The sequence below is a fragment of the Shinella sp. HZN7 genome (assembly GCF_001652565.1).
Classification (GTDB): Bacteria; Pseudomonadota; Alphaproteobacteria; order Rhizobiales; family Rhizobiaceae; genus Shinella; species Shinella granuli.
Map to the genome: position 1 here is coordinate 364,524 of NZ_CP015736.1, position 20,814 is coordinate 385,337.

17 protein-coding genes are annotated in these 20,814 nt (G+C 65.0%); 9 read left to right on the forward strand and 8 right to left on the reverse strand.

The genetic code is table 11. The features are described 5' to 3' along the window. The first annotated feature begins 9 nt into the window (after positions 1 to 9). From shn_RS01800 to shn_RS01810, 3 genes are all read left to right on the forward strand, one after another. The gene (locus tag shn_RS01800) at positions 10 to 1,662 is read left to right on the forward strand and encodes an alpha-glucosidase (protein WP_064328912.1); all 1,653 of its coding nucleotides are present in this window, start codon (positions 10 to 12) and stop codon (positions 1,660 to 1,662) included. 21 nt (positions 1,663 to 1,683) lie between these two features. Then, positions 1,684 to 2,775, forward strand: a complete 1,092-nt coding sequence (locus shn_RS01805) for an ABC transporter ATP-binding protein (RefSeq protein ID WP_064328913.1) — start codon at positions 1,684 to 1,686, stop codon at positions 2,773 to 2,775. Between the two features lie 106 nt (positions 2,776 to 2,881). After that, the gene (locus shn_RS01810; RefSeq protein WP_084437704.1) at positions 2,882 to 3,295 is read left to right on the forward strand and encodes a hypothetical protein; all 414 of its coding nucleotides are present in this window, start codon (positions 2,882 to 2,884) and stop codon (positions 3,293 to 3,295) included. Positions 3,296 to 3,473: 178 nt separating this feature from the next. Here the strand turns inward: shn_RS01810 and edd are convergent, their stop codons facing one another. The 5 genes from edd to shn_RS01835 form a co-directional block, all read right to left on the reverse strand. Next, positions 3,474 to 5,294 (reverse strand): phosphogluconate dehydratase, encoded by a 1,821-nt coding sequence (gene edd, locus shn_RS01815; protein ID WP_064328915.1) that lies wholly within the window; start codon positions 5,292 to 5,294, stop codon positions 3,474 to 3,476. 120 nt (positions 5,295 to 5,414) lie between these two features. Next, the gene (pgl, locus tag shn_RS01820; protein WP_064328916.1) at positions 5,415 to 6,113 is read right to left on the reverse strand and encodes a 6-phosphogluconolactonase; all 699 of its coding nucleotides are present in this window, start codon (positions 6,111 to 6,113) and stop codon (positions 5,415 to 5,417) included. A gap of 9 nt (positions 6,114 to 6,122) precedes the next feature. Continuing rightward, complete coding sequence (gene zwf, locus shn_RS01825; RefSeq protein WP_064328917.1) at positions 6,123 to 7,595, reverse strand: glucose-6-phosphate dehydrogenase; 1,473 nt, start codon at positions 7,593 to 7,595, stop codon at positions 6,123 to 6,125. A gap of 96 nt (positions 7,596 to 7,691) precedes the next feature. Continuing rightward, positions 7,692 to 8,975, reverse strand: coding sequence for an FAD-binding oxidoreductase (locus shn_RS01830; protein ID WP_064328918.1), 1,284 nt, complete (start codon positions 8,973 to 8,975; stop codon positions 7,692 to 7,694). A gap of 96 nt (positions 8,976 to 9,071) precedes the next feature. Further along, positions 9,072 to 10,511 (reverse strand): glutamine synthetase family protein, encoded by a 1,440-nt coding sequence (locus tag shn_RS01835; protein WP_084437706.1) that lies wholly within the window; start codon positions 10,509 to 10,511, stop codon positions 9,072 to 9,074. Between the two features lie 169 nt (positions 10,512 to 10,680). Between shn_RS01835 and shn_RS01840 the strand changes: the two genes are divergently transcribed. The 3 genes from shn_RS01840 to shn_RS01845 all read left to right on the forward strand — a co-directional run bounded on the left by shn_RS01840 (position 10,681) and on the right by shn_RS01845 (position 14,922). Then, entirely contained in the window at positions 10,681 to 11,862 is a 1,182-nt protein-coding gene (locus shn_RS01840; RefSeq protein WP_064328919.1) for an NAD(P)/FAD-dependent oxidoreductase, read from the forward strand. Between the two features lie 159 nt (positions 11,863 to 12,021). Continuing rightward, a complete protein-coding gene (locus shn_RS36270) occupies positions 12,022 to 12,159 on the forward strand; it encodes a hypothetical protein (RefSeq protein ID WP_162853151.1) in 138 nt (45 codons plus the stop codon). 240 nt (positions 12,160 to 12,399) lie between these two features. Next, the gene (locus shn_RS01845) at positions 12,400 to 14,922 is read left to right on the forward strand and encodes a methyl-accepting chemotaxis protein (RefSeq protein WP_064328920.1); all 2,523 of its coding nucleotides are present in this window, start codon (positions 12,400 to 12,402) and stop codon (positions 14,920 to 14,922) included. 42 nt (positions 14,923 to 14,964) lie between these two features. Here the strand turns inward: shn_RS01845 and shn_RS36275 are convergent, their stop codons facing one another. Further along, positions 14,965 to 15,111 carry a hypothetical protein gene (locus shn_RS36275; RefSeq protein ID WP_168168886.1) on the reverse strand — a complete coding sequence of 49 codons (147 nt, stop codon included), beginning with the start codon at positions 15,109 to 15,111 and terminating at the stop codon, positions 14,965 to 14,967. Between the two features lie 157 nt (positions 15,112 to 15,268). Here shn_RS36275 and shn_RS01850 point away from each other — a divergent pair, with 157 nt between their 5' ends. Next, positions 15,269 to 16,141, forward strand: coding sequence for a LysR family transcriptional regulator (locus tag shn_RS01850; protein WP_064328921.1), 873 nt, complete (start codon positions 15,269 to 15,271; stop codon positions 16,139 to 16,141). A gap of 54 nt (positions 16,142 to 16,195) precedes the next feature. Here the strand turns inward: shn_RS01850 and shn_RS01855 are convergent, their stop codons facing one another. Then, positions 16,196 to 16,435 (reverse strand): hypothetical protein, encoded by a 240-nt coding sequence (locus tag shn_RS01855; RefSeq protein ID WP_023516665.1) that lies wholly within the window; start codon positions 16,433 to 16,435, stop codon positions 16,196 to 16,198. 102 nt (positions 16,436 to 16,537) lie between these two features. Beyond that, positions 16,538 to 17,827 carry an isocitrate lyase gene (gene aceA, locus shn_RS01860; protein WP_064328922.1) on the reverse strand — a complete coding sequence of 430 codons (1,290 nt, stop codon included), beginning with the start codon at positions 17,825 to 17,827 and terminating at the stop codon, positions 16,538 to 16,540. Between the two features lie 219 nt (positions 17,828 to 18,046). Between aceA and shn_RS01865 the strand changes: the two genes are divergently transcribed. Then, a complete protein-coding gene (locus shn_RS01865; protein ID WP_064328923.1) occupies positions 18,047 to 19,468 on the forward strand; it encodes a short-chain fatty acyl-CoA regulator family protein in 1,422 nt (473 codons plus the stop codon). Positions 19,469 to 19,637: 169 nt separating this feature from the next. After that, a complete protein-coding gene (locus tag shn_RS01870) occupies positions 19,638 to 20,747 on the forward strand; it encodes a polyamine ABC transporter substrate-binding protein (RefSeq protein WP_206362205.1) in 1,110 nt (369 codons plus the stop codon). The last annotated feature ends 67 nt before the right edge of the window (positions 20,748 to 20,814 follow it).

Here is a 20,814-nt window from a genome sequence, read left to right on the forward strand (position 1 = left end):
ACAAACAGCATGACGATGTCGGATTCCACCCTCCTCGTACCGGACAAGGACTGGTGGCGCGGGGCGGTGATCTACCAGATCTATCCGCGCTCCTACCAGGACACCAACGGCGACGGGATCGGCGATTTGCGCGGCATCACCGAGCGCCTTGCCCATGTCGCCTCCCTCGGCGTGGATGCGATCTGGATCTCGCCCTTCTTCACCTCGCCGATGAAGGATTTCGGCTACGACGTCTCGGACTACCAGGACGTCGACCCGATCTTCGGCGTGCTCGCCGATTTCGACGCGCTGATCGCCGAGGCCCATCGCCTCAACATCCGCGTGATGATCGATCTCGTGCTGTCGCATACCTCCGACAAGCACCCCTGGTTCATCGAAAGCCGCTCCCGGCGCACCAATCCGCGGGCCGACTGGTATGTCTGGGCCGATTCCAAGCCGGATGGCACGCCGCCCAACAACTGGCTGTCGATCTTCGGCGGCTCGGCCTGGCAATGGGATCCGACCCGCCTGCAATATTACATGCACAACTTCCTGACCTCGCAGCCGGACCTCAACCTGCACAATCCGGAAGTGCAGGACGCGCTGCTTTCGGTCGCCCGCTTCTGGCTGGAGCGCGGCGTCGATGGCTTCCGCCTCGACACGATCAACTTCTACTTCCACGACAAGGAGCTTCGCGACAACCCGTCGCTCGCCCCCGAACGCCGCAATGCGCAGACCGCGCCGGCCGTGAACCCCTACAACTACCAGGAACATCTCTACGACAAGAACCAGCCGGAGAACCTGGAATTCCTGAAGCGCTTCCGCGCGCTGATGGAGGAGTTCCCCGCGATTGCCGCCGTCGGCGAGGTGGGCGACAGCCAGCGCGGCCTTGAAATCGCCGGCGAATACACGTCCGGCGGCGACAAGATGCACATGTGCTACGCCTTCGAGTTCCTGGCGCCCGATCCGCTGACGCCGGCCTTCGTCGCGGAGACCCAGCTTGCGCTGGAGAAAGCCGCGCCCGAGGGCTGGGTCTGCTGGGCCTTCTCCAACCATGACGTCATGCGCCATATCAGCCGCTGGGGCGGTGCCGTCACCGATCACGAGGCCCATGCCAAGCTGCTGGCGAGCCTCCTCATGTCGTTGCGCGGCTCGGTCTGCATCTACCAGGGCGAGGAACTGGCGCTGCCGGAGGCCGAGCTTGCCTATGAGGACCTGCAGGACCCCTACGGCATCCAGTTCTGGCCGGATTTCAAGGGCCGCGACGGCTGCCGCACGCCGATGGTCTGGGACAGCGGCCAGCCGACGGGCGGCTTCAGTGAGGGAAGACCCTGGCTTCCGGTTCCGGCCGTGCATCTGGAGCGCGCCGTCGATGTGCAGGAGGGCGACGCGGCCTCGGTGCTTGCGCACTACCGGCGCTTCCTTGCCTTCCGCAAGCAGCACGCGGCGTTGGTGAAGGGTGAGATCGCGTTTCAGTCGGCCGAGGGCGCGATCCTTTCCTTCGTGCGCACGCACGGCAACGAAAAGGTCTTCTGCGCCTTCAACATGAGCCCGATCGCGCGTCTTGCGGACCTGCCGGCCGGCACCCTGGAGGCGCTGGAGGGCCACGGATTTGAAAGCATGATGCACGCGGAAAGTATCGAACTTCCGGCATGGAGCGGGTTCTTCGCCCGTTTCGTCTGAAGAATTAGAGGGGAGAGAGACATGACAGGGCTGGTACTCAAGGATATCCGCAAGTCCTACGGCGCAGTGGACGTGATCCACGGCATCGATCTCGATATCAAGCAGGGCGAGTTCATCGTCTTCGTCGGCCCGTCCGGCTGCGGCAAGTCGACCCTGCTGCGCATGATCGCCGGGCTGGAGGAGATCACCGGCGGCGACATGACGATCGACGGCGAGCGCGTCAACGACGTGCCGCCCTCCAAGCGCGGCATCGCCATGGTGTTCCAGTCCTATGCGCTCTATCCCCACATGACCGTCTTCGACAACATGGCCTTCGGCATGCGCATCGCCGGCGAAAGCAAGGAGGAGATCGACCGGCGCGTGCGCTCGGCCGCCGATATCCTCCAGCTCACCAAATATCTCGACCGCCTGCCCAAGGCGCTCTCCGGCGGCCAGCGCCAGCGCGTCGCCATCGGCCGCGCCATCTGCCGCAACCCGAAGGTCTTCCTGTTCGACGAGCCGCTGTCCAACCTCGACGCGGCGCTGCGCGTCGCCACCCGCATCGAGATCGCCAAGCTCAACGAGCAGATGGCCGACACGACGATGATCTACGTGACGCACGACCAGGTCGAGGCGATGACGCTCGCCGACCGCATCGTCGTGCTCTCGGCCGGCCATATCGAGCAGGTCGGCCCGCCGCTGGAGCTCTATGAGCGCCCGGCGAACCTCTTCGTCGCCCGCTTCATCGGCTCGCCGGCCATGAACATCATCCCCGCGAAGATCACCTCGGCGGGTGCCTCTACGGCGCTGGAGCTGACGGGCGGGCGCATTTCCAGTGTCGATATCCCGACGGCGGCCTCCGAGGTCGGCAAGACGGCGAGCTTCGGCGTGCGGCCGGAGGACCTCCAGATCACGACGGGCGAGGATTTCCTGTTCGAGGGCACGGTGTCGATCGTCGAGGCGCTCGGCGAGGTGACGCTGCTCTATATCGAGGGCCTCGTGCAGGGCGAGCCGATCATCGCCAAGATCCCCGGCATCCTCGACGTCAAGCGCGGCGACCGGGTGCGGTTTACCGCGGACAAGGCGAAGCTGCATCTCTTCGATGCCGACGGCAAGAGCTACCGCGCGTCCTGAGCGGGAGGGGAGGCGGCAGGATTTAGCCCTGCCGCTCAACCCGATGTTAAGCGTTGTTCCCCTAGGCTTTTGCCGAAAGCAGACAGTGCCGGGGGGCAACAGGCCGATGGGTATTCAGGGATCCGTACCGCGTAACAATTACCTGAACAAGGAAGAGTCCTTCATGTACGATCGGGAGAAGAGCTTCCCGATGGAGGACACCTGCAACGAGGCGCGCATCGAGTTCACCGAGAATGGCGGCCTCGTCAATCTCGTCTCCCGCCGTTGCCTCATCACTAAATTGTCGCGCAGTGGCGCCATCATCACGATGACGACGAAATTCCAGCTACCGCGCAATTTCTACCTCGACATTGTCAGCGCCCGCCTGCCGATGATCGGCTGCCTGACGCAGCGCGTCTATACCAATGACATCGTCGAAGCCCGCTTCCTGCGCCTGCTCTCCGACAAGGACCTGCAGCGCATCTTCGTCTATTCGACGCACCGCAACCATCAGGGCCGGACGCTGGATATCTATAGCTGAGGCGTGAAGAGGCGCGCGCAGCGGCCCCCTTGTCGACGACCGCCCAGCGCCCACTTTCGTCATCCTCGGGCTTGACCCGAGGATCCAACGGTACGCGGAGCATGGATGGTCGGGTCAAGCCCGACCATGACGGAGGAGGGGTTTGCGAGCTTCAGGATATGAAGGACGCAGGGCACCCTCACGCAAACAACACGCTCGCCCCATGATCGGCCGGCCCCGCGATGGCCCGGAAGGGCGCGAACAGTTCCCGGCCCATGCCGAATTCGTTGCCGGAAAGATCGGCCGTCGCCTGCGGGCGCGCGGCGAACTCGGCGGCGTTCACCAGCACCTCGATCGTGCCGTGGGTGGCATCGAGGCGGATGATGTCGCCGTTGCGGATGCGGCCGATCGGGCCGTTGTCGACCGCCTCGGGCGTGACATGGATGGCGGCCGGCACCTTGCCCGACGCGCCGGACATGCGCCCGTCCGTGAGAAGCGCCACGCGCTGGCCGCGGTCCTGCAGGATGCCGAGCACGGTGGTCAGCTTGTGCAGCTCCGGCATGCCGTTCGCCTTCGGGCCCTGGAAGCGCACGACGGCGATGAAATCGCCCGTCAGTTCGCCGGCCTTGAAGGCGGCGTTGAGTTCGAGCTGGTCGTGGAACACCTTTGCCGGCGCCTCGATGACATGGCGCTCGGGCTTGACCGCCGAGATCTTGATGACGGCACTGCCGATATTGCCGGTCAGCATCTTCAGGCCGCCGGTCGGCTGGAAGGGCGCCTCGATGCTGGCGAGCACCTTCGGGTCGTGGCTGACCTTCGGGGCCTTGTCCCGCACCACTGCGCCATCGGCGCCGAGCTTCGGATCGATCGTATAGGCCTGCAGGCCCTGGCCGTAGACGGTGCGCACGTCATCGTGCAGCATGCCGGTCTTCAGGAGTTCCTGGATGAGGAAGCCCATGCCGCCGGCGGCGTGGAAATGGTTCACGTCGGCAAGGCCGTTCGGATAGACGCGGGCGAGCAGCGGCACGACGTCGGACAGGTCGGAAATGTCCTTCCAGGTCAAGAGGATGCCGGCGGCGCGCGCCATGGCGATGAGGTGCAGCGTGTGGTTGGTCGAGCCGCCCGTGGCGTGCAGGCCGACGACGCCGTTGACGATGGAGCGTTCGTCGATCATCTCGCCGGCCGGGGTGAACTCGTTGCCCTGCGCGGTGATGGCGAGCGCGCGCTTCGCCGCCTCCTTGGTGAGAGCGTCGCGCAGCGGCGTGCCGGGATTGATGAAGGAGGCGCCGGGCATGTGGAAGCCCATGATCTCCATCAGCATCTGGTTGGAATTGGCGGTGCCGTAGAAGGTGCAGGTGCCGGGGCCGTGATAGGACTTGGATTCGGCCTCCAGCAGTTCCGCCCGGCCGGCCTTGCCTTCCGCAAAGAGCTGGCGCACGCGGGCCTTCTCGTCGTTCGGCAGGCCCGAGGTCATGGGACCTGCGGGAATGAAGACGGCGGGCAGGTGGCCGAAGGTGAGGGCCGCGATGGTCAGGCCCGGCACGATCTTGTCGCAGACACCGAGATAGACGACCGAATCGAACATGTTGTGCGACAGGCCGATGCCGGCCGCCATGGCGATGAGGTCGCGCGAGAAGAGCGACAGCTCCATGCCCGGCTGGCCCTGGGTGACGCCGTCGCACATGGCGGGCACGCCGCCGGCGACCTGCGCCACGCCGCCCGCCTCCCGCGCGGCCTCGCGGATCAGCGCCGGATAGGTCTCGAAGGGCTGGTGGGCCGAGAGCATGTCGTTGTAGGAGGTGATGATGCCGAGGTTCGGGACGCGGTCGCCGGCGAGCGCGTCCTTCTCGGCGGGGGAACAGACGGCGAAGCCGTGCGCGAGGTTGCCGCAGGAGAGCACCGAACGATGCACGCCCTTGGAGATGGCGGCGCGCACGCGCTCGAGATAGGGCAGGCGATGCGGCTTCGAGCGTTCGACGATGCGGGCTGTAATGGCTTCGATGCGTTTGTCGGCGGACATGGGAGCTATCCTGACCTCTCTCGATTGCATTTTGGCACGGGCCGGCGCGCGGGAAAGCTGCGCTGTCCGCTGTTCATCGGCGTCGTACGCCGGGCGGAGCCGGCCGTGGCCGGCAGGCGCTCAGGGCGCCCAGTAGATATCGACCGGCGCCGCGGCGCGGCGCAGGATGGCGCGGATCGGCATGTCGGTTTCCGGTCCTTCGCCTTCCGCCGCGGCCAGCACGTCCTTCTTGCCCTGGCCCTCGATATGCAGCACCAGGAGGCGGGCATCCTGGAGGCTGGCGAAGGTGAAGGTGAGGCGGGTCTCGCCGGCGCCTTCCGCCTCCATGGTGATCACGCCGCGCGGCGTTTCGGGCGAAATCGCCTCGGCCAGCCGGCTGCCGCCGGGGAAGAACGAGGCGGTGTGGCCGTCCGTTCCCATGCCGAGGATGACGACGTCGAAGGGATGGCCGAGCGCTTCGGCATCCGCCGAAACGATCCTCGCCGCCTCTTCCGCGCTGCCGGCGTCGCGATAGAGCGGCAGGAAGTGCGCTGCCTTCGCCTTGCCCTGGAGCAGGTTGTCGGCGACGAGCAGGTGGTTTGAGCGCGGATTGTCCGCGGGCACGAACCGCTCGTCGACGAGGGTGATCGTCACCTTGCTCCAGTCGATGTCGCGGCTCGACAATGCCTTGAAGAAGGCCTTTGGCGTCGAGCCGCCGGAGACCGCGATGCTGGCGCGGCCCCGCGTGGTGACGGCGTCCACCAGTGCGCCGGAGATCCGGTCCGCCAGTCCCTCGGCCAATGCCGCGCCATTCTCGAATTCATGCAAATGCGCGCTCATCGGACTTCCTTATGCCTCATGCCAGGTACGGCCGTCGCGCTCGATGAGGGCGATGGATTGGCTCGGCCCCCAGGTGCCGGCAGTATAACCCTGCACTTGCTGGCCGGTGGCTTCCCAGGCCTTCAGGATCGGATCGACCCAGTGCCAGGCGGCTTCCACCTCGTCGCGGCGCATGAAGAGCGTCTGGTTGTTCCGCACGACATCGAGCAGCAGCCGCTCATAGGCATCGGCGTTGCGGGCGTCGAAGGCTTCGGCGAAGCTCATGTCGAGCGAGACATTGCGCAGGCGCATGCCGCCCGGGCCGGGATCCTTGATCATCAGCGACTGCTTGACGCCTTCATCCGGCTGGAGGCGGATGATGAGCTGGTTGGCCTCGATGCGGCCGGCCGTGGGATCGAAGATGGAGTGCGGGATCGACTTGAAGGTGATGACGATCTCCGACATGCGCGCAGCAAGCCGCTTGCCCGTGCGGATGTAGAAGGGCACGCCCGCCCAGCGCCAGTTGCCGATCTCGGCCTTGATGCCGACGAAGGTCTCCGTGTTGGAGACACCGCCTTCCAGCTCCTCGAGATAGCCCTTGACCGGGCCGCCGGCCGAGGCGCCGGCGCGGTACTGGCCGCGCACGGTGAGGCGCTCGACATTGTACTGGTCGATCGGCTTGAGGGCGCGCAGCACCTTCAGCTTCTCGTCGCGCACGGCTTCCGCGTCCATGGAGGAGGGCACTTCCATGGCGACGAGGCAGAGCAACTGGAGAATGTGGTTCTGCACCATGTCGCGCAGCGCGCCCGCCTTGTCGTAGTAGCCCGCGCGGCTTTCAAGCCCCACGGCTTCGGCGACGGTGATCTGCACATGGTCGATATGGGCGGAGTTCCACAGCGGCTCGTAGAGCGCGTTGGCAAAGCGCAGCGCCATCAGGTTCTGCACCGTCTCCTTGCCGAGATAGTGGTCGATGCGGAAGATCTGCTCTTCGCGGAAGACCTTGCCGATCGTGTTGTTCAGCTCGTTGGCGGAGGCAAGGTCGCGGCCGATCGGCTTTTCGACGACGATGCGGGTCTGCTTGGTGATGAGCTTGTGGTCGCGGATCTTTTCCGAGATGTCGCCGAAGATGGCGGGCGCGACGGCCAGATAGAAGGCGCGCACGCGCTCCTTGCCCTCGTCGAGAAGCTCCTTCAGCTTGTCCCAGCCCTGGTCGGACTTGGCGTCGACGGCGACATAGAACAGCCGGTCGCAGAAGGTCTTCACCTGCTCGTCGTCGAATTCGCCGGGCTTCAGGTGCTCCCTCAGCGCATCGACGGCGAACTTGCGGTATTCCGCATCCGTATAGGCGGTGCGCGACGCGCCGATGATGCGCGTCGGGTCGGAAAGCTGGCCGGCGAGCTGCCGGTGGTAGAGGGCCGGAAGGAGCTTGCGTTCCGCAAGATCGCCGGTTCCGCCGAAGACGACATAGTCGAAGGGCTCAACGGGAATGATCTGGCTGCTCATCGGATATCTCGATCTCGTTCTGTTGCTTGGTGTTATAATCTAATCGATTTAAAAACACCAGAGTGCAACGCAACAAAATCGGTGCTTCCGACTCGATCAGAGCTTGTCGCGTAGCGCGTACCACGTCATGGCGAGGAACAGAAGCGGCGAGCGGAACCGGGCACCACCGGGGAAGGCCGGGATTTTCAGAGCCTTCAGGTGGTCGAGTTCCGCGCTGCCGCCGGTCACTTCCTCGGCATAGAGCTTGCCGCAATAGTTTGACAGCATGACGCCGTGGCCGGAATAGCCGCCGATCGAAGTGATGCCGGGCATGACCTCGCGCACATAGGGCTTGCGCGGCATGGTGATGCCGACGGAGCCGCCCCAGGCATGGGTCAGCTCAATGCCCCTCAGCTCCGGATAGACCTCCTCGATCTGCCGGCGGATGGGCGGCGTCATGTCGTCGAGATTTTCCGAATAGGCCTCCCGGCCGCCGAAAAGCAGGCGGCCGTCGCGGGTCTTGCGGAAGTAGCGTACGACGAAGCGCGTGTCGGCGATCGCCTCGCCGCCGGGAATGATCGACGGGAACTTGTCGAGCGGCACGGTCGCGCCGATGAAGGAGCGGATCGGCATGACATGCGCGGCCGTCTTCGGCTCCAGGTTGCCGATATGGGCGTTGCAGCAGATCAGTGCCCTGTCGGCGCGGATCGTGCCCTTCGCGGTGGTGATGACAGCCTTGCCGCCCGTCCGTTCGATCTTCAGGGCAGGGGTCTTCTCGTGCAGGCCGGCGCCGGCGGCCCTGGCCGCGCGGGCGATGCCGACGAGAAGTTTCAGCGGGTGGATATGGCCGGTGCCGGTATCGCGCATGCCGAAGAAGAAGCGCTTTGAGCCGACGCGTTCCTCGGTCTCCGCCCGGTCCATGTAGCTCAGGTGCGTGTAGCCGAAGCGGGTCGCGGCGATCTCGATATGGTCGCGGAATTCCTTCTCGTAGCTTGCCTTGTGGCTGACATTGAGCTGGCCCGGAACATAGTCGATGTCGAGGGCCTGGCTTTCGGCGAAATCGTGGATGTGCCGCTTGGCGTTCTCCGCAAGGTCGAACAGCGCCTTGGCGCGTTCGAAGCCGAGCTCGGCTTCCAGGCTCTCCGCCTCGGCGCGCTGGCCGGTGCCGAGCTGGCCGCCGTTGCGGCCCGACGCGCCGTCTCCGAAGCGGTGTGCCTCGATGAGCGTGACGCTGACGCCCTTCTTCGCAAGATTGTAGGCGGCCTGCAGGCCGGTGAAACCGCCGCCGACGATGGCGACATCGGTGTCGACCGAGCCGTCGAGCGGGGCATATTCGGGACGTTCGCCGACGCTGGCCTCATACCAGGAGATGCCGGGAGAAATCGGGCTTTGCCAGGGCATTGCACACACTCATGTTCGAGAGGGTGGGGCGGCGCGCCGGGACGCCGGCCGCTCTGAGACTCGGATCTTGTCGGGCGGCCCGGACCGCCGGGCCGCTCAGACGTTGAGCAGCAGGAATTCGCGTTCCCAGGGGCTGATCACCTGCATGAAGGTCTCGAACTCGCCACGCTTCACACCGGCATAGAGGCCGATGAACTCCGCGCTCAGCACCTCGGCCAGCGCCGGGTCGGATTCGAGCAGCGACACGGCTTCGAGAAGCCCGCGTGGCAGGTCGATCGATCCTTCGTTGGCGGTGTCCTCCGTCGGCGCCGTCGGCTCCAGCTCGTTCATGATGCCGAGCAGGCCGCAGCCGAGCGAGGCCGCCAGCGCCAGATACGGATTGGCGTCCGATCCCGGCAGACGGTTCTCGATGCGCCGTGCGGCCGCGTCCGACACCGGCACGCGGAAGGCCGTCGTGCGGTTGTCGTAGCCCCAGGCATTGTTGACCGGCGCCGACATGTCCGGCGTCAGGCGCCGGTAGGAGTTCACATAAGGCGCCATCATGACGAGCGTCTTCGGCACATAGGCCTGCATGCCGCCGATGAAGTGGAAGAACTCCTTCGACGCCGAACCGTCAGGGTTGGAGAAGACGTTTCTCCCCGTCTCGATCTCCACCACCGACTGGTGGATGTGCATCGCCGACCCCGCCTGGCCCTGCATGGGCTTGGCCATGAAGGTGGCATAGATGCCGTGCTTCAGCGCCGCCTCGCGGATCGTGCGCTTGAACAGGAACACCTGGTCGGCAAGCTCGATCGGATCGCCATGGCGCAGGTTGATCTCAAGCTGCGCCGGCCCCTCCTCGTGGATCAGGGTGTCGATCTCGAGCCCCTGCTTTTCGGAGAAGTGGTAGATGTCGTCGATCAGCTCGTCGAACTCGTTGATCCCCGCGATGGAATAGCCCTGGCCGCCCTGGATGGAGCGGCCGGACCGGCCCTTCGGCGGATGCAGCGGATAGTCGGGGTCGTCGTTGACGGCGACGAGATAGAACTCGATCTCGGGCGCCACGACGGGCTTCCAGCCGCGGTCGCGATACATCTGCACGATGTTCTTCAGGACGTTGCGCGGCGTGTAGGGCACATTCTCGCCGGTCGAGCCGACAATGTCGCAGATGACCTGCGCGGTCGGGTCCGTCTCCCACGGCACGACGGACAGCGTCGAAAGGTCGGGCAGCAGCTTCAGGTCGCTGTCGCGCGGCTCATAGCGGAAATTGCCGGTCTCCTCCGGATAGTCGCCGGAAATCGTGTGGCGATAGAGGGCGGAGGGCAAGGCGAGCGACGTGTTGGAGGTGAACTTCGACGACGGCATCATTTTCCCGCGCGGAACCCCTGCGAGGTCCGGCGTGATGCATTCGATGTCTTCGATGCCGCGGGCGCGAAGCCAGTCTGCGGCGTCCTTCCAGGTCTTTACCCCGCGCGGCACGCTGATGGCGGGAGGGATTTTGGTAGAGCGTGCGGCTTTTTCGATTGTGGGGGTAACGACTTTCTTTTTGGACGGCATGAGACACCGGGTTTGATTGACGATAAAGCCATCATAGACGGAGTTTATTCCTTGGCTAGCTCCCCCCGGGGGGTAGAAAACGCGAATTTTTCAAGAAAATCTGTTTTTCCCGCCCCGATTGACTTTCGGCCGCGATGGCGGAAAGGAGAGGCAAACAAGGATCGCATACGTGGCAGAACGGCGGGACGTCGTCATCATCGGGGCAGGCGCGGCAGGCATGATGTGCGCCATCGAGGCGGGCAGGCGCGGGCGCCGCGTGCTCGTCGTCGACCATGCGCACGCACCCGGCGAGAAGATCCGCATCTCCGGCGGCGGGCGCTGCAACTTCACCAACATCCATGCCGGGCCAAAGAACTTCCTCTCGGCCAATCCGCATTTCTGCAAGTCGGCGCTCGCCCGCTATACGCCGCGCGATTTCCTTGATCTCGTCGAGCGCCACCGCATCCCCTGGCACGAGAAGACGCTGGGCCAGCTCTTCTGCGACAACTCGGCGAAGGACATCATCGCCATGCTGCTCGCCGAGATGAAGGCGGCGGGTGCGGAGCTCAGGCTGTCCACGCCGATCGGTGCCGTCGAGCACGACGGCCGGGCGTTCCGCGTTGTGACGGAGCACGGCACGGTCGAGGCTTCCTCGCTGGTCATCGCCACGGGCGGCAAGTCGATCCCCAAGATGGGGGCAACCGGGTTCGCCTATCGCATCGCCGAACAATTCGGGCTTACCGTCACCGAAACCCGCGCCGGCCTCGTGCCCCTGACGCTCGATCCTGCGACCCTCGCCGCCCACGAGGGCCTGCCGGGCGTGGCGGTCGATGTCGTCGCCCGCCATGGCAAGACGGAATTCCGCGAGGCGGCGCTCTTCACCCACCGGGGTCTCAGCGGCCCGGCCATCCTGCAGATCTCGTCCTATTGGCGGGAAGGAGAGGAGATCGCGCTCACCCTCTGCCCCGACGTGGACTTCGCCGCGGCCATTGCGGCGGCGCGGCGGGAAAACGGCCGGCAGGCGGTGCAGACCGTGCTTGCCGAGCACATGCCGAAGAAACTCGCCCAGCTCCTCGTCACCGAGCTCGGCATCGACGGGCCGCTTGCCGAACAATCGGGCCGCCGCATCGAGGCGCTTCTCCAGCGCCTCAGGGATTGGCGCCTGCGCCCGCCGGGCTCCGAAGGCTACCGGACCGCGGAGGTTACGCTCGGCGGCGTCGACACCGCCGCGCTCGATTCCCGCAGCATGGCCGCCAAGGCGGTGCCGGGGCTTTATTTCATCGGCGAGGCGGTGGACGTCACGGGCTGGCTCGGCGGCTACAATTTCCAATGGGCCTGGGCATCGGGCCATGCCGCGGGCGGGCACGCCTGACTTCGCGAGGCGGTCTTTACCGTCTTTTAAGACCTCGGGGCGGATGCTCTTGCAATGTCGGCGTTTCCGGCCTTCCACCGTGGTGGCGGAGACAACATGATGTGGGCCGGCTGGCCGGATCATCCGGGTGTCTGTTTTCGCGTAACGGAGTATCGCCCAATGCCTGCAAGACGCCGCCCCGCCCGTGCCATTGCCGTCGCCGCCGCTTTGGAAAGCCGTCGCCGCCTCGTTCTCATCGGCATTCACTGCTCGCTTGCCGCCGGTCTCGTGCTTGCCCTCGCCATTGCCGCGCTCTGACCACCGATTGTCATAAATCGGTTTAAATGGTGATGGAATTTTAAAGATTGCCGTCGATCATCCGCCGCATAGGGTTCCGGATGCCGCGTCCCCATGACGGATGTCGACGCGGCTGGCAATGACTGCTCCCCCGGATACGCGGCATTGCGGCCGCATGAAGTCGGTAATCCGGCGTCCGAATCCTGGGGAGGCCTCGAAAGGAGGCAGGGGTGGAGCACGCCGACAACGGATGTTCCGCCAATGTTCATTGACAAGATTCTCGCCCGCTTCAAGATCCAGACGAAGGTTCTGGTCTTCATCCTGCCCTTCGTGCTCAGCATCTGCGCCGTGGGCTTCACCGGGCTCTATGCCTCCGGCCTGCTGCAGGGCCGCATGGAGATTTCCAACAGCGTCCTCCAGTCGCTGAGCGGCTTCAAGGACGTCTATGCCGGCATGAACCGGTTCCTGCAGAACACCAGCGAAGAGAGCCGCGATGCCGTGCATGAGCGCCTGAAGGCGCAGGATGCGGTTCTCCAGGCGACGATCGATGGCCTTGCGCCCGACGCCGACAAGTCCAAGCTGGTGGACGCGCAGGCGCAGACCAAGGATATCGAGGCCCGCATGGACGGGCTCTGGTCGCTTTATGTCAGCGAGAACGGCCTGCATGAGACCATGGCCAAGAACCTCAACTACCTCTCCAGCGAGCAGGTGAAGATCCTCGACGAGGCGACGAAGCTGCAGCGCACGGTGCGGCAGAACGAGAATGCCGCAAAGAGCATGCTGCGTGAGGCCGAGCGCCTGACCAATGCCAGCAAGTTCTTCGGCGACCTCCTCTCCGAATTCAGCCGCGGGGCAACGCCCGACGATCAGCTGAAGGTCATCAAGGAGCGCTATCCCTTCATTTCCAAGACCGAGCGCTCGATCGCGATGATCCTGCCGAAGAACCAGAAGGTCGTCTCGATCACCATCCGCAATACGATCGACGAGCTGGGCGGCCTGCTCTCCTCGTCGGATCCGGCGAGCGTCACGGTGCCGGAAATCGCGCGCCGGGTGAACCGCTTCCGCCAGGTCACCATCCAGCTCCAGGGCGCCGCATCGGAAAAGATGCGCGAGGCGACCCGCATCTTCAGCGAACTCGACGAACCGATCATCAAGTCCGAGGCGGTATTGTCGGCCACGCGCAAGCTGGTGTCCTCGATCGACGACATCGAGGTCGCCGCCGTCCGGTTCCTCGGCCAGACGTCGGAGCAGAACCGCGTCAAGCTGCTCGGCAACCTGTCCATCCTGCGCATCGACATGAAGGCGCTGAGCGGCAGCGCGAGCGACCTTCCCTTCTTCGACGCGGTCGACGATGCACTGCGCCCGGTGCTCGATCGCATCGATGCGGACAGCGCCGCGCTGGTGAAGATCAGCACCGAGCGGACCGCCGATTTCGAGGCCGCCGGCCAGTCCATCGACACGATCTGGAACCTTCTCAGCCAGTTCGCCGAAGAGCAGAAGACCAGCGCCGGCACCGAGCGTGAAAAGGCCAACCAGGTCTCGATCCTCGCGACCGTCGCGGGCGCTGCGATCGCCGTCCTCGCCGGCATCGCGCTGGTGCTGACGCTGAAGGGGCCGATCAGCCAGATCACCGGCGCCATGCGCCGCTTGGCGGACGGTTTCCTCGACACCGGCATCACCGGCGAAGGCCGCGCCGACGAGATCGGCGACATGGCGCGCGCGCTCGGCGTCTTCAAGGAGAACGCCCTGTCGAAGATCCGCGTGGAGGCCGAAAGCGAGCAGCAGCGCAACGCGGCGGAAGCCGAACGCGCCCGCAACGACGCCGAAAAGCAGGCCTTCGACCGCGAGATCGACTTTGCCGTCAGCGCGCTGGCCGCCGGTCTCGAACGCCTGGCGCAGGGCGACCTGTCGCGCCAGATCGACACGCCGTTCTCCGGCCGCCTGGAACAGCTTCGCCAGGACTTCAACGTCTCGCTGACGCGCCTCCAGGACACGCTCGGCCAGATCCGCAACAATGCGCTGTCGATCCAGCGCAGCGGCGCGGAGATGCTGCAATCGGGCGATGCGCTGGCCAAGCGCACCGAATCCCAGGCGTCCTCGCTGGAGGAAACGGCCGCCGCCGTCGAGCAGATCACCGCGACCGTGCGCTCCTCCGCCGAGCGGGCGCATGAGGCGAACATCGTCGTCGGCACGACCAAGCGCAGCGCCGACAGCTCCGCCGCCGTCGTCAGCAATGCGATTGCCGCCATGGGCCGCATCGAGGCCGCCTCGCGCCAGATCGAGCAGATCATCGAGGTGATCGACGACATCGCCTTCCAGACCAACCTGCTTGCCCTCAATGCCGGCATCGAGGCCGCCCGCGCGGGCGAGGCCGGCAAGGGCTTTGCGGTCGTCGCGCAGGAAGTGCGCGAGCTTGCCCAGCGCTCGGCCAGCGCCGCCCGCGAGATCAAGGGCCTCATCGAGAAATCGACGAGCGAGGTCAGCGCCGGTTCCCACCTCGTGCAGGAGACGGGCGCGGTGCTCGCCGCGATCAGCCAGCAGATCGTCACCGTCAGCCAGCATGTGGACATGATGGCGACGGCGAGCCGCGACCAGGCGGCGGCGCTCCAGGAGGTCAATGGCTCCGTCAACCAGATGGACCAGATGACCCAGCAGAACGCCTCGATGGTCGACGTCACCACGGCGGCGAGCCGCAAGCTGGCGAACGAGGCCGACACGCTGATGATGCTCGTCGAGCAGTTCCGCCTGGAAGCGGACGAGCAGGCGATCTACCGCGCGGCGTGAGGCCGGCCCACCAAGCGAAAGGCCCGGCTTTGCCGGGCCTTTTCATTTCCGCAGACCCAGGGCTCTTGCAAGGCGATGGAGCCGGGTGCGGACCGGCGTGGTATCGAGCAGGTGCTCGAATTCGTGTTTTCGGCGCGCGCTCTTCCGGGAAAGCTCCAGGAGCACGACAAGTCCGAACAGGTCCGACATCTCTGCCTCCTTTCAAAGGGCAACGGCAAGCCGCGGCGCCGAAGGCGCGTCGGGCTTTCGATTGGGGAAGGGCGCTGTCCGCGCCGTGTTTCTAGAGGCAGATTACCGTTCAGATTTTCATTCACGAACGGCAAATTCCGCACTATGTTTTTCATTCATGAAAGACATGTCCTGGGAAGCCTATCGCATCTTTCTTGATGTCGCCCGGCAGGGCGGGCTCACTGGAGCCGCGCAGGTATCCGGCCTCAGCCCCGCGACGGTGGGCCGGCGCGTGCTGCAACTGGAGGGGGCGATTGGCCGGCCGCTCTTTTTGCGCAGCCAGACCGGCTACAGGCTCACGGGCGACGGACAGGCGTTGTTCGGCCAGCTTCTCGCCATGGAAGCGGTCGTGCGCGGCGTCGAGAGCTGGCGGCAGGAGGGACAGGGCGCGAGCGTCGTGCGGCTGATGGCCGGCACCTGGGTAACCTGGCTGATCTGCGAGAACTTTTCGGCCATCTGCACCGAGCGCGATCCCTTCCGCCTCGACCTCTCCGTCTCCGAGCGCCGCGCGACACTCGCGCACCGCGAGGTGGATGTCGGCATCCGCGCCATCCAGCCATCGGAACCGACCCTGATCAGCCGGCTCGCAGGCGAGGTCGCCTATGCGGCCTATCGGCGGAAAAATTCCGGGGAGGCACTCGCCGGCCGGTGGCTGGCCGTGTCACAGGAGGATGCGGTCTCCGCCTATCTGCGCTGGCCGCACGAACGGGCGGAGGGCACGATCGCCGTTCTCGTCAGCCGGCCGCGCTCGCTGCTCGACCTCGTGCGCGCCGGGGCGGGCCTTGCCGTGCTTCCCTGCTTCGTCGGCGATCTCGATCCGGAGCTGGAGCGGGCGGGAGAGGAGATCCGCGCCCTGCGGCATCCTCAATGGATCGTCGCAAACAGCGAGGACCGGCACCGGCGCGACATCCGCATCGTCTGCGACCGCCTGTTCCGGCTGCTCAAGAGCCATGCCGATCTTTTCGCCGGCAAGCGGCCAAGCCGCATATGAAATCCCCGGCGCGCAGGGCGCGCCGGGGATCTTTGCCTCGACGGGATTTGCCTGTCAGCCGCGACCCTGCGTGACGATCACGGGGATCAGCAGGTCGCCCCAGTTGCCCTCGCCGCCGTGGTGGCGGGCGGAGCGGACGAGCTCCACGGAGACCCCGGCCTCGACCGCCTTCATGACGGACTGGTTGAGGCGGTGCAGGTCGTTGGCGACCATGCGGATCATGGCCTGCTGGTCGGGGGTCATGGCGGAAGCCTGTTCTTCCGCGCGTTCCTTGACTCGGGTCTGGACTGTCATGGCATTTCTCCTCTTATTTGAGCATTTTGCAGGCAGGGCGGTGCGCCTGCCGTCGCAGGAATGCGGCTCTATCGGGGGTTCTTGAACGGTTGACGGGTCGGGTTACTCGGCGGCCGGGCGGAACTGTTCGTGCTCGGTCGATTCATGCATGGCGGTCGTCGAGGACTGGCCGCCGGTGATGGCCATGGACACGGCGTCGAAGTAGCCGGTGCCGACTTCGCGCTGGTGCTTGGTGGCGGTGTAGCCGTTGACCTCGGCGGCGAATTCCGCTTCCTGCAGCTCGGAATAGGCGGCCATCTGGCGCTCCTTGTAGCCGCGGGCGAGTTCGAACATGCCGTAGTTCAGCTGGTGGAAGCCGGCGAGCGTGATGAACTGGAACTTGTAGCCCATCGCACCCAGTTCGCGCTGGAACTTGGCGATCGTCGCGTCGTCCAGGTTCTTCTTCCAGTTGAACGACGGCGAGCAATTGTAGGCGAGCAGCTTGCCCGGATGCGCCTTGTGCACGGCCTCGGCGAATTTTCGCGCCTGTTCGAGGTCCGGCTTGCCGGTTTCCATCCAGATCAGGTCGCAATGCGGGGCATAGGAGATGGCGCGGGCAATGCAGGGTTCGATGCCGTTCTTGACCTGGTAGAAGCCTTCGACCGTACGACCCTTGTCCTGATCGACGAAGGGCTGGTCGCGCTCGTCGATGTCGGAGGTCAGCAGCTTTGCGGCCTCGGCGTCGGTGCGGGCGATGATCAGCGTCGGCACGCCCATGACGTCGGCGGCAAGGCGCGCGGCGTTGAGGTTGCGGATATGGGCCGCGGTCGGGATCAGGACCTTGCCGCCGAGATGGCCGCACTTCTTTTCAGATGCGAGCTGGTCCTCGAAGTGAACGCCGGCCGCACCGGCCTCGATGAAGGCCTTCATGATCTCGAAGGCGTTGAGCGGGCCGCCGAAGCCGGCTTCCGCGTCGGCGACGATCGGGGCGAACCAGGTGTCGACCGAAAGGCCCTTGCCTTCCGCGGTCTCGATCTGGTCGGCACGCTGCAGCGTGCGGTTGATGCGCTTGGCCAGTTCCGGCGCGGCGTTTGCCGGATAGAGCGACTGGTCGGGATACATGGCCGAGGCCGTATTGGCGTCGGCGGCGACCTGCCAGCCGGAGAGATAGATCGCCTTCAGGCCGGCGCGGACCATCTGCATGGCCTGATTGCCCGAGAGCGCGCCGAGCGCGTTGACGAAGTCCTCCTCGTGGATGAGCTTCCACAGCCGGTTCGCACCGTTTTCAGCCAGCGTGTGGCGGATCTGGACCGAGCCGCGCAGCTTCTCGACCGTCTCGGCCGTATAGGGGCGCTCGATGCCGTCGAACCGGCCTTGCGGCGCGCTCGGGACGAGGTTGTAAAAATCAGTCATAATATCCTCCGGTGCGATGTCTCGGGATCGGGCTTGGCTTCATTTACTGCCCGATTTCATGTGACAGTATTTACATCGCATCGCACAATCGGGCGAGAGAAAACCGGAAAATCAGCGAGATAATCGGGTAATGATGTCTTGTCTTTGACAATTCAGCTCTGTAAAAAAGTAAAAATTGTAAATCTTCTGATCGCGGCGTCATTGTAAAGGATTTGACATATGGCGGAGAACAAGATTTTTGCCGGCCCGAAGGTCCGGCGCATCCGCAACGCGCTCGGCCTCACCCAGACGGCGATGGCCGAGGGCCTGTCGATCTCGCCGTCCTATCTCAACCTCATCGAGCGCAACCAGCGGCCGCTGACGGTGCAGCTCCTCCTGCGCCTCGCCTCCGTCTACAAGGTGGACCTCGACGAGCTGCAGGGCGAGAGTGCCGGCAATGCCCGCCAGCTGCGCGAGGTCTTCGCCGATCCGCTGCTTGCGGGAGAGCTTCCGGGCGACCACGAGCTGGTGGAAATCGCCGATGCCGCACCCAATGTGGCGAGCGGCATCCTGAAGCTCTATCGCGCCTATCGCGAGCAGGCCGCCCGCCTCACCGACCTTGCCGACCTGCTCGCCCGCGAGGGCCACGCGACGACGCTGTCGGGCACGCTGCTGCCGATGGACGAGGTGCGCGACAAGCTGGAGGGCCGCCCGAATTATTTCGACGCCATCGACGAGGCGGCGGAACGGTTCCATGCGGCGCTGGCGCCGGGCGACGACCTTGCCGCCGCACTGAAGTCCTGGCTGCGCAAGGAGCATGGCGTCGTCGTGCGCCTGCTGCCCGTCCACACCATGCCGAACCTGCGCCGCCGCTTCGACCGCCACTCCATGCGGCTCTTCCTGTCGGAGCGCCTGTCGCCCTTCGACCAGTTGCGCGAGATCGCCATGGAGACGGTGCAGCTTGCCCTCCAGGACGAGATCTTCGCCGAGCTCGACCGGCTCGCCTTCTCGACGGCGGAGGCGAAGCGCATCGCCCGCTTCGAGCTGGCGCGCTATGCCGCCCATGCGCTGATGATGCCCTACGAGGCCTTCCATTCGACGGCCCAGCGCGTGCGCTACGATATCGACGTGCTGCGTTCCCGCTTCGGCGTCTCCTACGAGCAGGCGGCGAACCGGCTGACCATGCTGCAGCGGCCGGGCAGGACGGGCGTGCCCTTCTTCATGCTGGAGATCGACAATGCCGGCAACCGCTTCCGCCGGGCCGGTGCGCAGGGTTTCCCGCAGGCGCGCTTCGGCGGAAGCTGTCCCAAGCTCGGCGTCCACTCCGCCTTTTCGCAGCCGGGGCAGATCCTCGTCGACCGCGTGGAAATGCCCGACGGCGCCACATTCCTGGCGATCTCGCGCACGCTGGAGGGGCCGCAGGGCGTCTTTGCCGAGCGTGTGCGCCGCACGGCACTGCTCATCGGCTGCGATGCCGCCCATGCGGAAGAGACGGTCTATGGCGAGGCGGTGCGGCGGGAAGGGGCGGTGGCGGTGGCGGTGGGAACGGCCTGCCGGCTCTGCGAGCGCCAGGGCTGTCTTGCACGCGCCGAACCGCCCGTCACGCGCCCCCTCGGGCTCGACGAAATGGTCGCCGGCCTCAGCCTTTTCGACTTCCAGTGACTTTTCGCTTGATTTCCATCGCCGTTAGGGCTTCAAATCTGATAGGAATGGGAACAATGTGATATCAAAATTCGCCCTATGTTTGCGTAGAATGCCGCTTGTCGCCTCTTGAAAAACATCCATAATCGGCGACTGTTCTTCATACGAACTCATAGGCCCGAGAGAAAAACTGGGAGATAAATCAATGATAAGACGTACTCTTTTGGCGACTGCCGCCACGCTTGCGCTGTTTGGCGCGGGCGGCGCGCTCGCACAGGAAAAAGTCGTTAACGTCTACAACTGGTCGGACTATATCGATAGTTCGATCATCGACGATTTCACCAAGGAAACCGGCATCAAGGTCGTCTACGACGTCTATGACTCGAACGAGATCCTGGAAACGAAGCTGCTCGCCGGCGGCACGGGCTACGATGTGGTGGTGCCCACCAACACCTTCCTGCAGCGCCAGATCGCGGCGGGGGTCTATCAGAAGCTCGACAAGTCGAAGCTGCCGAACCTGAAGAACATGTGGGACATGGTGAGCGAACGCATGCAGCCGTTCGATCCCGGCAACGAATATTCGGTCAACTACATGTGGGGCACGATCGGCATCGGCTACAACAAGGCCAAGCTGAAGGAAGCCCTCGGCACCGACGAGATCGACAGCTGGCAGGTGGTCTTCGACCCGCAATATGCCGAAAAGCTCAAGGACTGCGGCATCAACTTCCTCGATTCGCCGACCGACATGATCCCCGTCGTGCTGGCCTATCTCGGGGCGAATCCCGACAGCCATGACCCGGCCGATCTCGCCAAGGCGGAGGAGGCGCTGCTGAAGGTGCGGCCTTTCGTGCGCAAGTTCCACTCCTCCGAATTCATCAACGGCCTTGCCAACGGCGATATCTGCGTTGCGGTCGGCTGGTCGGGTGATATCTTCCAGGCCAGCGACCGTGCCGAGGAAGCCGGCAACGGCGTCGAGGTCGGATACGTCATCCCGAAGGAAGGCACGCAGATGTGGTTCGACCAGATGGCGATCCCGGCCGACGCACCGCATGTCGAGGAAGCGCACGCCTTCCTCGACTACATCATGCGTCCCGACGTCATCGCGAAGGCTTCGGACTATGTCCACTACGCGAACGGCAACAAGGCCTCGCAGGAAGCCCTCGATCCCGAGATCCTGAACGACCCGGCGATTTACCCGGATGAGGCGACGCTGGCCAAGCTCTTCACCAACACGACGCTGGATGCGAAGACGCAGCGCCTGTTCACACGGACCTGGACCAAGATCGTGACCGGTCAGTAACCGGCCAGAACGAATTGCCCGGAAGCCTCTTCCGGGCAATTTCATTTGTGCTGCCAAGAAAAGAGAT